Source organism: Paenibacillus sp. MSJ-34 (genome assembly GCF_018918005.1).
GTDB lineage: Bacteria > Bacillota > Bacilli > Paenibacillales > Paenibacillaceae > MSJ-34.
The window spans coordinates 17,015-31,725 of the sequence record NZ_JAHLPR010000018.1; the positions used below are offsets into that span (position 1 = coordinate 17,015).

At 52.7% G+C, this 14,711-nt stretch carries 5 protein-coding genes and 1 CRISPR repeat array; of the genes, 2 read left to right on the forward strand and 3 right to left on the reverse strand.

Annotated features, from left to right (window positions below):
* Positions 1-367: 367 nt before the first annotated feature.
* Together KQI79_RS10845 and KQI79_RS10850 are read left to right on the forward strand one after the other, a co-directional pair.
* Positions 368-5,416, forward strand: a complete 5,049-nt coding sequence (locus KQI79_RS10845) for an RCC1 domain-containing protein (protein WP_216538252.1) — start codon at positions 368-370, stop codon at positions 5,414-5,416.
* A 63-nt stretch (positions 5,417-5,479) separates the two neighbouring features.
* Complete coding sequence (locus KQI79_RS10850; protein ID WP_216538253.1) at positions 5,480-8,713, forward strand: S-layer homology domain-containing protein; 3,234 nt, start codon at positions 5,480-5,482, stop codon at positions 8,711-8,713.
* A 71-nt stretch (positions 8,714-8,784) separates the two neighbouring features.
* Here the strand turns inward: KQI79_RS10850 and KQI79_RS10855 are convergent, their stop codons facing one another.
* From KQI79_RS10855 to cas6, 3 genes are all read right to left on the reverse strand, one after another.
* Positions 8,785-9,549 carry a tyrosine-type recombinase/integrase gene (locus KQI79_RS10855; RefSeq protein WP_216538254.1) on the reverse strand — a complete coding sequence of 255 codons (765 nt, stop codon included), beginning with the start codon at positions 9,547-9,549 and terminating at the stop codon, positions 8,785-8,787.
* Positions 9,537-10,214 carry a hypothetical protein gene (locus KQI79_RS10860; protein ID WP_216538255.1) on the reverse strand — a complete coding sequence of 226 codons (678 nt, stop codon included), beginning with the start codon at positions 10,212-10,214 and terminating at the stop codon, positions 9,537-9,539. Before KQI79_RS10860 ends, KQI79_RS10855 begins: the two co-directional genes overlap by 13 nt.
* A 1,115-nt stretch (positions 10,215-11,329) precedes the next feature.
* A CRISPR array of direct repeats spans positions 11,330-13,671; the repeat unit is 32 nt; unit sequence GTCGCTCCTCACGTAGGAGCGTGGATTGAAAT.
* A 158-nt stretch (positions 13,672-13,829) separates the two neighbouring features.
* Positions 13,830-14,705, reverse strand: a complete 876-nt coding sequence (gene cas6, locus KQI79_RS10865) for a CRISPR system precrRNA processing endoribonuclease RAMP protein Cas6 (protein WP_216538256.1) — start codon at positions 14,703-14,705, stop codon at positions 13,830-13,832.
* Positions 14,706-14,711 lie beyond the last annotated feature (6 nt).

The following is a 14,711-nucleotide window of genomic DNA, read 5'->3' on the forward strand; positions in this document are numbered from 1 at the left end:
GTGCCTTATTAGCGAACTTTGATTCGTTGATAAGGTATTTCCGTTCCCAATTTTCGTTTCGGAGGCGAAATGGCCGGGAATTTAGCGCCCGGCGATGTCTTATTAAGGTATGTTTGTTCGTTCCCAAGCAGGCGGTCGTTTCTTTGTTCCGATTTTGCCGATCTCGGCCTCTCTCTATCCCGCCTTCTGTCGATATCCCTCTCGTTCAGGGCTGGCAAAGATATAGTATCTCAGGTGCGAATGGAATGGAAAAACGACAGGAGATTTGTCGAAATACCACTTTTGGGGAATAGTCTTTTATTTTTTCGAATGGGAACATGGGAATGGCGGGGTATTTATTTTGATGAGGAACAGGAGCATTGATTTTATGAAGCATGGCAGGAAACGGTTTACGAAAACGTTAGCGTCGTTGCTTATCGTCGTCATGGCATTAGGGACATGGACCGGAGGTGCGATTCACGCCGAACTACCGGAAGGGAATTACGCATATGCTTTCGGCGACGGCCGGTATGGGCAATTAGGACTTGGCGATTATGCAGGCAGATACGATCCGACGCTCATCGAAGGCTTTTCGAACGTGAAGAGCATCGCTTCCGGTCAACAGCATTCGTTGATTTTGACGGAGGACGGTAAAGTATATTCGTTTGGCGAGGGACAATTTGGAAGACTGGGTCATGGCAATGAGGAGAGCAAGACCGCCCCTACGCAGATCCAGAGCTTGTCCAACGTGAAAGCGGTCGCGGCCGGTTATGCCCATTCGCTAGCTTTGACGGAATCGGGCGATGTTTACTCTTTCGGTTACGGCAATTTAGGCGAAACAGGCTTCGGCTATTTGGGCGACAAATGGGTTCCAACGCACATCCCAGGGCTGCCGCGCATTAAGGCAATTGCGGCCGACGGACAGCAATCGTTCCTATTAACCGAATCCGGCGATGTCTATTCTTTCGGTTCCGGGCAACATGGCGCACTCGGACATGGCGACACGGAATCCGGAGGTCCCCCGACGGTAATCCCCAACATTCCGAAAATGAAGGCGATGGCTCCCGGCAAAACGCATACATTGCTCTTAACGGAGGCAGGCGAGGTATATTCCTTCGGCCGCGATCAGGCGGGGGAATTGGGCCGCGGCGGCTTTGGGAATTACGGCGATAAGCCTACGCCGGGGAAAGTGCTCGATTTGCCCGGGGAAGTAATCCAAATTGCAGCGGGCGAACGATTTTCCCTGATCCTTACGAAAGACGGCGCCGTTTATTCGTTCGGCAGCGGCCAGTACGGCGCCCTCGGATTGGGAGATAATTACTCGCGGGATCGACCTACGCGCATTAACGGATTGCCCCCGATCAAAGCAATTGCCGCAGGCAACGGCCATTCCTTGGCGCTATCCCAATCGGGAACCGTGTATGCGTTTGGAGAAGGAGGTTACGGCCAACTTGGGTCGGGGAATAACAACCATTCGAATGTCCCGGTGCAAATTCCCGGATTGTTCAATGTATCGGCGATATTCGGCGGATATTGGCATACGATGGTCGTTCAATCGCAAAAAGCGTTGACCGCTCCTTCCAATCTTCGCGTTACGGGCAATTACGTTTACGGGGAGAAGTTAACCTTAAGCTGGAATGCGCCGGAGGAAGCTGAACGCTACTTGCTTGAAATTAGCCAGGATGGCGGCTCCACTTGGCAAGCAAGCATCGACAACGGTTCGGCGACAAGCTACGAATACTTGATCGAAGACATGGGCCGATTGCAATTCAGAGTCAAGGCTGTGCGCGATCATTACATCGATAGCGGGTGGAGCATAACAGAGGCGATGGAGGTTCGGAAAGCCGAGGCGCCGCTGCCGCCGGCCCCGCAATTCGCGGATATTCAAACGCGCAGCATATCGCTCCAAGATCAGGGTGCGAATATGGAGTACGGCATCATGGAAGGCATGGGCTGGAATCCGGACATCGCTCGCTGGCAGGAAAGTGCGGTATTCAGCGATTTACAAGCGAATTCGCGTTATACCGTTGCCGTTCGCTCGAAAGAAACGGCAACGCATAAGCAATCGCCGCCCAGCGCCAGCGTGACGGCGGTTACGCTTGCCGTCAAGCCTAGCCTTACAACTGCGGTGCAAGGAACAAATGCCGTTCGGCTCACGGTGCAGCCGGGAGATAACCCGGCTGTCGACACACAATATCGGATCGAGCGTTCCGAAACGTCGGATTTTGCGCAAGCGTCGCTCGTCCGCAACTGGAACGCGTCGCTTAGTTTCGACGATACCGAACTAAATCATCATACGACTTATTATTACCGGGTGAAAGCCCGCAATTCGGATGGAGTGGAGACCGGTTGGAGCGATATCGTGTCGGCTAAGACGGAACAGGCGCAGCAAGCTGCTCCGGCTGACGTCGAAGTGTTGGGCGATGCCGTCTATCATGGCGAGTTGACGATTCGATGGAGCGAAGTTGCCGATTCAAGCGGCTATGCGGTGCAAACGAGCACGGACGGGGGAGCCAATTGGAGCGATGATATCGGGATTGGCTCGAGTACAAGTTATAAGATTCCTATCGACGTCATGGGCCAGTATCGATTCCGCGTCAAGGCATTGCGAACCGGATATATTGACAGCGCTTGGACCTCATCGGAGATTGTCCCGATTCGCAAAGCCGAGCCCTCTGCTCCGCCGGCGCCGGTGATCGCCGCTCGATTGACAAACGGCATCGCATTAACCGATTTCGGAGCGGAATATGAGTACAGCTTTGACGAAGGAAGCGATTGGAGCGGAGGCAACGGCGCCTGGTACGAAGGCGCCAACTTCAGCGGCCTGCATGTCAATACGCAGTATAGTTTTGTCGTGCGCAGGGCGGAAACGGAGACCGAAACGGCTTCCGCGCCAAGCGTTGCGGTCGCCGTCTATACGCTGGCGGACGTTCCGGCGTTGAAAATCGCGGGGACGAGCGGCTTCGCGGTAAGCTTGATCATCGAACCGGGCGATAATCCCGCGGGCACCGAATACCAGGTATGGGTGGCCCCGAAGGGATCGAGCGATTGGCAGCCGGCCGGGGAGTGGGATCGAGAGCTCGATGTAACGGTTAACGGCTTGGCGGAAGGGACGGAGTATCAATTCCGCGCCGCCGCCCGCAACGGAGACGGCATCGAAACCGAGTACAGCGAAACGGCGGAAGGTTTGACGAAAAGTTCCAATGCGAAGCTTTCGTCGCTCGAAATCGAGCCTTTAACGCTGCTGCCCGATTTTTCGCCGGATCAATATGATTATGAAGCGTATGCGGATGCGAAAATCGAACGAATACGCGTCAAAGCGGCGAGTCAGCATCACGGGGCGCGGATTCGGATTAACGGAACCGAGACGGCAAGCGGGGTGTGGAGCGAGGAAATCGCTCTGCGAACCGGGGAGAACCGGATCGAGATCGCGGTAACGCCGGAGGACGGTCAAAGCCAATCGTACGAATTGGTCGTCGTTCGCGACTTCGGGCTGAGCGATTTGCAGCTTGGCGGCGGCTTAACGCTCGACTCCGAGTTTGCGAGCAGCAAGACGGACTATTCGGTTGCCGTCACGAACGATGTGTATACCGTGACCGTTACGCCATGGGCGAAAGACGATGTCGCATGGATCGAGATTCATGGCGTTCGAGCGGCAAACGGCCAACCTTCGCAGCCGATCCCTCTCTATGTCGGATCGAACATGATCCTGATCGTGGCGGGAACGGAGGGGGGCATGTCGAAGACCTATACGCTGGTCGTGAACAGGGAAGCGCCGGGGGAGATGGCCGATCCGTATATTATTGGGACGGAACCGAGCCATAACGCGGGGGATGTCCCCGTCGATCAGAAGCTGTCGATTCGGTTCAGCACGGATATCTTGCCGACGGATCGGCTGCAGGACATCGTGTTGAAGCGGCTCGACGATGAAATCGAGTTCGCTTATTCGATCGATCGCGACCAATTGATCGTCGAACCGTTGACCGCGTTGAAGCACGGACAGTTCCATACGCTAATCATTCCCGCGGGAAGCGTGACGGATGCCGTATATAATCCGCTGCAGGAGACGTATCAATTAACGTTCCGGACGGTGTTCGAACGGCGCGGCAACGATACCGGAAGCGGCGGAGGGCATGCAGCGATTGGAAAGCCGTCGGAAACAAAACCGAGCGAACAATCGCCTCCTCCGGCAGTGACTCCGGTTACGCTGTTCATTAACGGCAAGGAAATCGGCGAGTTGACGCAAATGTTGGAATGGGAGGAAGGCGATACGTTGCATTTGGTCGGCACGCCCAAGTTTTCCGATCTTCTAACCAATGATGAATATTGGAAGGGGGACGGCAAAGTCGTCATCGAATTAACGGCGATTCATCCTGTCGGCACGATGGCGCTGGAGTTGGACGGGCAAGCGATTCGCGTACTAGCCGACAAGCAAGCGATTGTCCGGATTGATACCGGAATAGCCGCATACGATGTGCCTATCGAGGCCGTCTATACCGGCGCATTGGCGCAAGCCATTGAGCGGCATGCGGATCAAGTGCGGGTCACGCTCGAGACTGCGCAAGTGCAGTCCGAAACGCTTCGTCTCAACGAAACGAACGGCATGAAAATAATCGCGCCTGCGGCAAGCTTTTCGATCCGCTATTCCAACGGCGGGGCTTCTCGATCCGTAGAAACGTTCCGTCGTTATGCCGCCGGGGAGATTGCGTTGCCGCAAGATGCGAATCCGCATGACGTTGTCGCCGGCATCAGGATTGACGCGAACGGAAGCTTTATCCCTGTTCCCGTTAAGATACTGAAACGGGGCGAACGGTTATTCGCCCGATTAAGCAGCGTATCGAACGGCATCTTCACGGTTGTATCGAATCCGAGATCCTTCGCGGATATCGATCGTCATTGGGCGCAAGACGAGATGGCCGAACTTGCGGCGAGAGGAATTGCCGAAGGAACCGATGACGGCAACTTTATGCCGGATCGTCCGGTTGGCCGGGCCGAGTTTGCCGCGATGATCGTTCGCGCGCTCGGACTGCATGCGGGTGGAAGCGAGCGATCGTTCGACGACGTGCAGGCGGAGGACTGGTTTTACGAGCCGATCGGCGTAGCCGGCGCATATGGATTGATCGACGGATATCCGGACGGCAGCTTCAGGCCGCAGCATCCTATTACCCGCGAGGAAGCGATGGCGGTCATTCTGAAAGCGATGAAGAGAACGGGCATGAATTCGGCCGCGCTTTCGGAGAAAGAGATTCGCGATCGGCTTGCGCCATTCGGCGATCGGGAGCGGATCAGTCCATGGGCGCAGGAGGCGGCGACGGTCAGCATTGCCGCAGGCGTATTCAACGGCGATCACGGGAAACTGCGTCCGCAAGATCGCATCACCCGCGCGGAGACGGCGGCCATTCTATTGCGCATGCTCCGGCATGCCGAGTTGATATAGGGAATGGACGGGCTGGGCGTACATCGCCCGGCCCCCTTTATTTCATTGATAAAAGAAAGGAGGATGGCTATGCAAGTTCGGCGCATTGGCAATAAACGAAGTGTTTTTATGATGTTCATGTCGTTGATTCTAGGTTTGAGCGGGATGTTCTCATCGTTCTTCGACGCATCTTTATCCTCCGTCGCTTATGCCGCGAGCGCCGGGGATACGGAAGACAATCCGATCATGGTCACGACCCCGGAGGAACTGGATGGGATCAGATACGGGTTGCATAAACATTATCGGTTGGGGGCGGATATCGATCTTAGCGATTTTTCGGATCCGGACGGTAAAGGGTGGAAGCCGATCGGCACCTCCGCAACCAATATGGATCCTTACGTCAACACCTTTCAAGGGAGTTTGGACGGAGCCGGGCATCGCATTACGGGATTAACGATCAATCGTCCCGACGAAAACTATTTGGGATTATTTGGTTGGTCTTACAAGGCAAAGTTCAAAAATATTCGTTTCGAAAAAGTGCGTTTTGTAGCGTGCAACAATATTACGGGAAGTTTGACTGGGGCGGCGTTAAACAGCGACATTTCCAACATAACGATTACCGATGTGCAAATGGCGTGCAGGAATAATTTTGTCGGGGGAATAGCGGGCGAGGTCATTTCATCGACCGTTTCCAATTCGTCGGTAGAGAATGGAAAGTTTAGCAGTATGGGTCCGGTAGGGGGATTAATAGGTTCTTTGAATGAGTCGACGCTTGCTCAATCCTATGCTATCGTGCAGTTAAAAGGAATATCCGAAGTAGGCGGACTGGTCGGCAACGCAACCAATAGCGCAATAAGGGAAAGTTATGCGGCCGCGAAATCGGAAGGCAGATTCGGCACTGTCGGCGGATTAGTCGGAAGATTTATCTGCAGCGAAGTGTACGACTCCTATGCAACGGGGATTGTTGCAGGAGAACGTGATAGAGTAGGCGGATTGATCGGGGGAATCGAAGGAGGATGGTGCGGGCAAACCAATATCATCGACACCTCATACGCAGCCAGCCGAGTAATCGGAAGTCCCGAATATGTTGAATCTACCGGCGGGCTCGTCGGCGATTGGGATCAATCGGATCTCCGCATCAAGGATGCTTTTTGGGACATCGAACAATCCGGATGGACAACCAGCCAAGGGGGAATCGGCAAAACGACAGCCGAATTGGCGCAACCGGACAATTACTCGAACTGGGATTTTTCCGGCGTATGGGAAAGATCGGCAGGAAGAACATATCCCTATCTACAATGGTCGAATCCGTTGACGGATATCGGTGTCAATGCCGATGAGCTGCAAATGAAACAAGGGGATACCTTCGAACTGACGGCATCCGCCTTCTGGGACGGTGCGGTCTTTGACATTACCGGCGCTGCCACGATCGACTCTGACGACCCTGATGTCGCCATCGTCTCGAATCATAATGAAATCCAGGCCGTCGCTTTAGGAAAAACGCATATTCGGGTACGTTATGACGGCATGGAGCGGTTGATTCCTATAAGCGTATTCGAAACAAGCTATATTCAATTCAGCTTCGACACCTACACGGCTGCGGAGAATAGCGGGGAAGCGATCATTTACGTTTCCCGCGAAGGAGGAACGGGGGGAGTCGTGTCCGTAGTGTACGGAACAAGCGACGGCAGCGCTGCGGCGGGAACGGATTATGTTCCGGCGCAGGGCGAGCTTGTTTTTGCCAAGGGAGAAACGATCCAATCGTTTACGGTGACGCTGCTGGATAACGACACGTATGAGGGAGACCGGACGGTCAACCTTTCGCTTGGCAGTCCGCAAGGCGGAGCTGAGTTAGGAAGCCCGTCCGAGGCGGTACTTACCATTGTTGACGACGAAGTCCCTTCCCAAGCGGCATATACCGTCCAGGCCGAGAGCGTCGATCCCCCGGCCGCGGCCGGGACGGTCCAAACGGTAACGATTAACGTATACAGGTCGGACGGAAAATTGGATACAAGTTATAACCGCACGACGGATGTGACGATAACGGGTTATGCCGCTTCTCCGGACGGAACAGCCGGGAGTTTCGCCGGGCGGAGCTTGACCGGAGAAGGGACGAGCGTATCCATCGCTTTTGTTGACGGCATGGCCGAGCAGCCTTTGATTTTGCATCGCGCCGCATCGCAAACGATACGTTTCCGCGTTGCGGATATCGCGTATCCCGAGACGAATGCGCTGTTGTTCCATCCGACGTCCGCCGAGGCCAGCCGGATGGAAATCGTGACACAGCCTTTGGGCCCGGCGGGCAAGGGCGGAGGCTTGTTGCAAAGACAGCCGCAAATCCGCGTGACCGATTCCTTCGGAAATCCGGTATCCGGAGTTCCGGTTCGAGCTTCTCAGCCGGAGGATACCGCCTTATGGACGCTTACAGGAAGCGAGTCTTCCACTCAGAGCGACGGCATAGCAACCTTCGCCGATTTGCGTGCGACGACGGAGCGGTCCGCCGGAATGAATCAGGCTTTCCTTATTTTTGGGGCAGAGGGGTTGCCGGAGAAGCGAAGCGATTCGTTTGCCATTAAAGGGACCTATACGCCTTCGGAGCCGGAGCCGTCTCGTCCGGGCAATCCTTCGGCATCCGCAACTTCGCCGCAGCCTGCGCCGGCAAAGCCGGACGATTCCGATTCCGGTGATTCACCGGAACTTGCGGATCTTCCTGAGGAAGAGCGGGCGGATGCGGGGAAAAAAGATAAGCCCGTGTCGCTTCCGTTTCGCGATGTACAGCGTCACTGGGCGTACGAGGAAATAGCCCGGATGTTCGAGCTTGGCCTCATTGACGGGTACCCGGACGGCACGTTCCAACCCGACAGAACGATGACGCGAGCCGAACTTGCTACAATCGTTGCGAATATGATGAAGCCGGCCTCAACCGAAGAAACCGCCGCATTCCAAGACACGGCCAATCATTGGGCCAAACAGTATATCGCCAGCGCCAAAGCGACAGGCATCGTTGAAGGATACTCCGATTCGCTGTTTGGGCCGGACGATCCCGTATCGAGGGAACAAATGATGGTCATGATCGTGAAGGCGCTGTTGGTCCAAACGGATCGTCAAACGCCGCTGCCTTCGGAAACGACCCTTTCATTTATAGATGAACGAGCAATTTCCGACTGGGCCAGAGCGTATGTCGGGTTTGCCGTGAACCGTCAGTTCGTTTCAGGATATCCGGATCGCTCGTTCAGGCCCAAAGCGCCGGCTACCCGAGCCGAGGTAGTGAAGGTGATTGCGGATTCGGGAATATTGGACGGCATAAGCAACGAATAAAAAATACGAGAATCCCGTCATAGCCAGATTAGGCGAGACGGGATTTTTTTTTGCATGGCGGGCTAGGGGATTTATCCTCCCATTTCGGTACATTCCAATTCCTGCTCCAAGTCCGTTAAATCGCAGGCTTTGGCAATGACGCTGAAGGCGGAAGCGTACCGGAACGATTCGGAGCTGACCGTTTCGGCCCGGATTCCCGCTTTGACCGCCACCCTTTTGACGATTCTCGTCGCCGCCTCACGGGTCATATGCCGGGCTGCATCCGATTTATGCGGGAACAGATAACCGGAGGAAATACGGTACAAGTCCATATACCTCTCAAGCAAAAGGATAAGTCCTTGGAATAACGGCTTCGTACGCTCACCGATGACGATCCGTGCGCCTGCCCAATCGATATCCTCCCGTTTCATCGCGATGATCTCGCTGACACGCATGCCATAGGCATACAGCAGCTCGACGATCAATCGCTCCTTCAGTTCGGTCTGGGCGTACAGAAGCTTCTGCAGTTCTTCGAAATCGACTTCCTTCGTTGCGGCGTCCATCGTTCGGAACGTTCGGTCGGCTTGCTCCGCTTGCAGGGCGATCGGGAGATTTTCGTATTCATTGATATATTTCACGAATGATTTGAGCGAAGCGATGACGCGGTTGATCGTGCTCGCTTTTTTGCCTTGGGTTTTGGCATGCTCCACAAATGCTTCGGTAGAAATAACCGTCGTCTCATCCAGATCGATGTTCGCAAATTCGAAGAAAGTCCGAAGATCGAGTTTGTAATTGTACACGGTATTTTTGGAAGCCGATTGGCTGAGATGATCCAGATAACGATTTATGTAGTCCATAGGTTTCCTCTCCCGCGTTTTTCCTCGCGATTCATCATGTCTGTTTCGAAATGCTGCGCGAATTCCTCTTCAAACCGCCTGTTGTATAAAATGACGATATGATTCGACTCGTATGGAAATCTTGCCAGCGCCCCGTTTTTGATGAAGAGATGCTCGTATGTCTTTTCGGCTGAAGTGTAGCCGACCTCGAGCGGGATCGATCGCGGCTCCGCCCGGAATGTGTCCGGAAGCGGCGGTTGGCGGTCGTCCGCAGGCGAGTGGCGTGGGACAGCTCCTTGCAGCGTGATTGGCTCCGACCACTCGACAAAACCGTCGTCTCCCGACTGCTTCGGGCTGAATTCCGCCCGATAAGGCGCCGGCAGATGAGCGAGAATCGTATTGTTATGATCGATGTCGGCATTGCTGAACGGCGAATCGGATACCCGGATCCATGCCGTTCCCACACGCCCCTGCGCTAGCGCGGCCCATATTTGGGCAAAGCACCACGTTTCATAGATGTTGATCGGATCGTTGCGCTGGAAGATCGCGTCCACCAACGTCTTCGGCCGATAGTTGCCGGCTCTGATGCGACGCATGACGCGAAACAGAATCGGCGCATTCTCCGGCTTCTCGATCATGAGAAGTTCGACTTTGTCGCGGATGATTTTTTCAATGACGGTTTGCAATAGGCTGCACATCCTCACATGTAGTAGATAGAGTTGGAATTATTATAGCGGAGTTGATGCTCCGGGTTCCAGAGACGAATAAGACTTCGCGGGAAAATTCTGTGAGGTGCGGCGAGGCGGGTGTTGAGGGGTTGGAACTTCTGAGTATGGTGCATATATTTTAGCGCGGTGAAGTGTTTGTGTGTTTCGGTTAACCGTTACCAAGTGTGTCTGTCTGGTTCTTCCTGTTCGGGGGTATCTCTTTTTCACGTCTTTTGTCGAAATCCCTTTCACTCAGGGGGAGAATTAAAGCGAACGAAGTGACGTCGATGTAAGACTATCACTTTCGCCAAGGATAGTTTTCGTCAGGATGGGACTTCTAATAGGAACGTTGGTACCGGCGGAGAGAGAGCATTTTATTGGTTTGTCATTGTTCGCAGCTTCACGAGGCAATCAAATTGCGGTCTGATTGCGGAACGACTTGCATTCTGAACGAGGGGGATTTCGACAAAAGGTCGGTGATGTTAAGTTGCACAGACCTTTAATGTGATTTTGATCGGCGATGACTCGTGGCTCATACGAATTTCTGTAAAAATACAGGTATTGTTCATCGAAACAGGGTATTAGGGAAAAAAGCCTGCGATCGTACAGGAATTTCCGTACCAAACCACCTCATCCACCATCGAAGCGAGAAAAAAGATCTGTTATCGCAGGCTTTGCTGCAGCAACCGATCAAAACGAGTAGAAGGGATGCACAATTGCAGGCTTTCTAAGGTGTCCATCATGCCGCTTATCCTTTCGAACTGGCGCAGTGTTGTTTGATTCATTCCAAATGAAGTCCTTGCAATATGTCACTGTTTGTTCTAGTGCAAACATGCAAGCTATCCTTGATAGGATTGGAGCGAAAGACTATACTTTAGATATGTGGAAGGTTTTGGAATCCTTTTATAAGGCGAGAAAATGATTCGGTGCGAACCTCAAGCTCACATAAAATCCCCGGGAGATTCGCACCTCGCTTCCGGCCTGCATTTGTTGCATTTTAAGTTGATTTTTTATGGAAGAAAAAGGGGAATAAAAATTGATTCGCACTTTTGGGCCCCGCAGGCCTTGTCCGGCAAGGCTTGAAATAGGTCGGAGTCGCTCCTCATGTAGGAGCGTGGATTGAAATAAGGGAGGGCTAAACATGACTGAATGTGGATGCGGGTCGCTCCTCATGTAGGAGCGTGGATTGAAATATGCCGACTATTCCATCTTTGGACATATCATTGCCGTCGCTCCTCATGTAGGAGCGTGGATTGAAATATCATTGTTACTTTTCCAATAGTTCGCAATATTTGTCGCTCCTCATGTAGGAGCGTGGATTGAAATAATTCCTTATCCTTGACTTAATATTACCACAGGTCGCTCCTCATGTAGGAGCGTGGATTGAAATAATTCCTTATCCTTGACTTAATATTACCACAGGTCGCTCCTCATGTAGGAGCGTGGATTGAAATCTCGCGGAAAAACTTCGTAGGCTCCGATAGGGTCGTCGCTCCTCACGTAGGAGCGTGGATTGAAATTGTGCCAGCTCCATCACCCCCTTTCGCTTTATATGTCGCTCCTCACGTAGGAGCGTGGATTGAAATGTTTGGAACTTTGATGAAGTGAAGCATTTTTTGTCCGGTCGCTCCTCACGTAGGAGCGTGGATTGAAATTTCGCCGTCGCGCACAATTGCTTTGGTGCGCTTGCGGTCGCTCCTCACGTAGGAGCGTGGATTGAAATTTTTTCTCCGATTTCAATTCCGTTTTGTCTAAGTCGCTCCTCACGTAGGAGCGTGGATTGAAATAGTTTAAAGGCGCAAAACCTCCTGAAGCAGGTGGTCGCTCCTCACGTAGGAGCGTGGATTGAAATGGAGGCTCTTAGAAGCTTCTTGTACGATCCCCCGTCGCTCCTCACGTAGGAGCGTGGATTGAAATAATCATATGGCGCTTTGCTGGAAGAGAAAAAGCGGTCGCTCCTCACGTAGGAGCGTGGATTGAAATGCGCGTACATAGATGAGCGAATGGCTGAACATTCAGTCGCTCCTCACGTAGGAGCGTGGATTGAAATTTTACCAAATGATGCAAAGCCCGAATGGCTAACGTCGCTCCTCACGTAGGAGCGTGGATTGAAATAGAAACACTAAAAGATGAAATAGAAGGAACGAGTCGCTCCTCACGTAGGAGCGTGGATTGAAATAATGTTGCGAATGTCTTGCGGTAGGATTATAATAAGTCGCTCCTCACGTAGGAGCGTGGATTGAAATATGATGATCCCTCCAATAAGCTAGGATTGTCCCGTCGCTCCTCACGTAGGAGCGTGGATTGAAATGGGTTGTAATCGTTGGCTTGCACCTCATGTGAGGTCGCTCCTCACGTAGGAGCGTGGATTGAAATACCGCCGTTTCTCTGCGCCGGTCGCGCCCGATCATGTCGCTCCTCACGTAGGAGCGTGGATTGAAATGCTGAACTTCCGCCGCGGAAAAAGGCTGCTCTTGTCGCTCCTCACGTAGGAGCGTGGATTGAAATCCCGGACAAGCTTGAAAGGAGGGATACGGTGACCGTCGCTCCTCACGTAGGAGCGTGGATTGAAATATTCGTGGTGACAGCTACGATAAAACAACCCAAGTCGCTCCTCACGTAGGAGCGTGGATTGAAATGAGGACGTCAAAACACTTGGCGAGCCGCTGAAAGTCGCTCCTCACGTAGGAGCGTGGATTGAAATGAAGTCTACCAAGTGAGGTGCAGGACAGATGAAAGAGTCGCTCCTCACGTAGGAGCGTGGATTGAAATTTTGCCTTCCCAATCCTTACATTTTGCATTTCCGTGTCGCTCCTCACGTAGGAGCGTGGATTGAAATCCTTTCGGGGTCCACGACGATAAGTCGATCCACGGTCGCTCCTCACGTAGGAGCGTGGATTGAAATGATTATTATTGCGAATTATCGAAAAAAAATAAGTCGTCGCTCCTCACGTAGGAGCGTGGATTGAAATTACGAGCACGCCTTCATGGAGTGCCTTAATAATGTCGCTCCTCACGTAGGAGCGTGGATTGAAATATCGAATACGGATTCCGAGCTCACTGGGTACCGGGGTCGCTCCTCACGTAGGAGCGTGGATTGAAATAATTAAGTCCCAATGCTCTGTATCCTTCACCCTTACGTCGCTCCTCACGTAGGAGCGTGGATTGAAATCTTCCGCCCCGTCGTAGTACAACGCAATATGTCCGTCGCTCCTCACGTAGGAGCGTGGATTGAAATGCCACTTGCGGTAGTGCCGTGCGTGGGCGTATATCGTCGCTCCTCACGTAGGAGCGTGGATTGAAATGACCACCTCGCGAATAACCTCCGATCCGTATTGGTCGCTCCTCACGTAGGAGCGTGGATTGAAATCCAACTCAAAATACTTGGCAACCGTATCGTTGACGTCGCTCCTCACGTAGGAGCGTGGATTGAAATAACCTTTTTGAGTACTACAAATGGCCCTTAATTCCCATCTAATTTGCTGAAAAACCATGTGGGACGCGGGGGGCGGACCTGCCAGGGATTTTATGTTCGCTTGGGGTTCGCACCACGATTTAAAAATATGTACACCTATAATTTTTAGTAGTCTCTGCTTATCCAAATACAACATCAAGTTGACCGCAACCAAATGTAACGTTTCGGCCGATATGCAATATGCGTGAGGCATGTAACCACGGAACAAAGTGTGACATATCTCCTTCAAACGTCATAGCCCCTAATAAGCCGCTTAAATCCATTTTTACATTTCGTCTATTGGAATACCGGCTCATCTCGCTCCAATATAAACCGGAAGAAGTGGTGTGAACCGAGGCGGACAATTGGGATACAGACGATATCGCATCAGGAGATACGTGCCCGCCGTAACGCTCCGTTAGCGCGGTCACCCTTCTTGTGATGCTGCGAATGATCGTCGGAAAATCGATTTCCCTCAACTGCTCCCCGCCGCGTCGTATGCGCAGCGGCGTTAGCAAGTGAATCGAGCATCTGGAAATTCCTTCTTGCTCCCGGACTGTAAGCATTTCGGAAGTTGCCGCTTCCATATTCAACGTGCCGCGACGCCAAACCGGCTCCAGCCGCTCTGCTTGCAAAATGTCCACAAGCTGAAACCTTTTTCTTTCGGCCCCGATCTCAAACCATGCGGTGCCGGCCAAAGCTTCCACCACATCTTTTATGTAATTCGCAGCTTTGCCTAACAGGATGAATCGAAAGCTAAGCATATCTCCCTGAAGGTAAATCGCTTGATATCTCGGCGGTTCCATAATATAAGGGTTGACTATATCCTGCTTTCTTCCCCCATAACGACGATTTTCAAAGATATATCGATAAGCCTCGGAGTAGGTAGATAATTTCCATCCCACAACACCGTGAAGTGTAGAACCGAGATATGGGGGCAACCGTACTGATTCACAACATTGCAATCGGATCAGCAATGGCAAATACGATAGTGAAAAAGGAGCTGGATTATGCATTGCAGC

Excerpts from the sequence above, each read along its gene's own strand:
- KQI79_RS10850 (WP_216538253.1), top strand. The coding sequence starts at position 5,480 with ATGGCTATGCAAGTTCGGCGCATTGGCAATAAACGAAGTGTTTTTATG.
- KQI79_RS10845 (WP_216538252.1), top strand. The coding sequence starts at position 368 with ATGAAGCATGGCAGGAAACGGTTTACGAAAACGTTAGCGTCGTTGCTT.
- KQI79_RS10855 (WP_216538254.1), bottom strand. The coding sequence starts at position 9,549 with ATGGACTACATAAATCGTTATCTGGATCATCTCAGCCAATCGGCTTCC.
- cas6 (WP_216538256.1), bottom strand. The coding sequence starts at position 14,705 with ATGCATAATCCAGCTCCTTTTTCACTATCGTATTTGCCATTGCTGATC.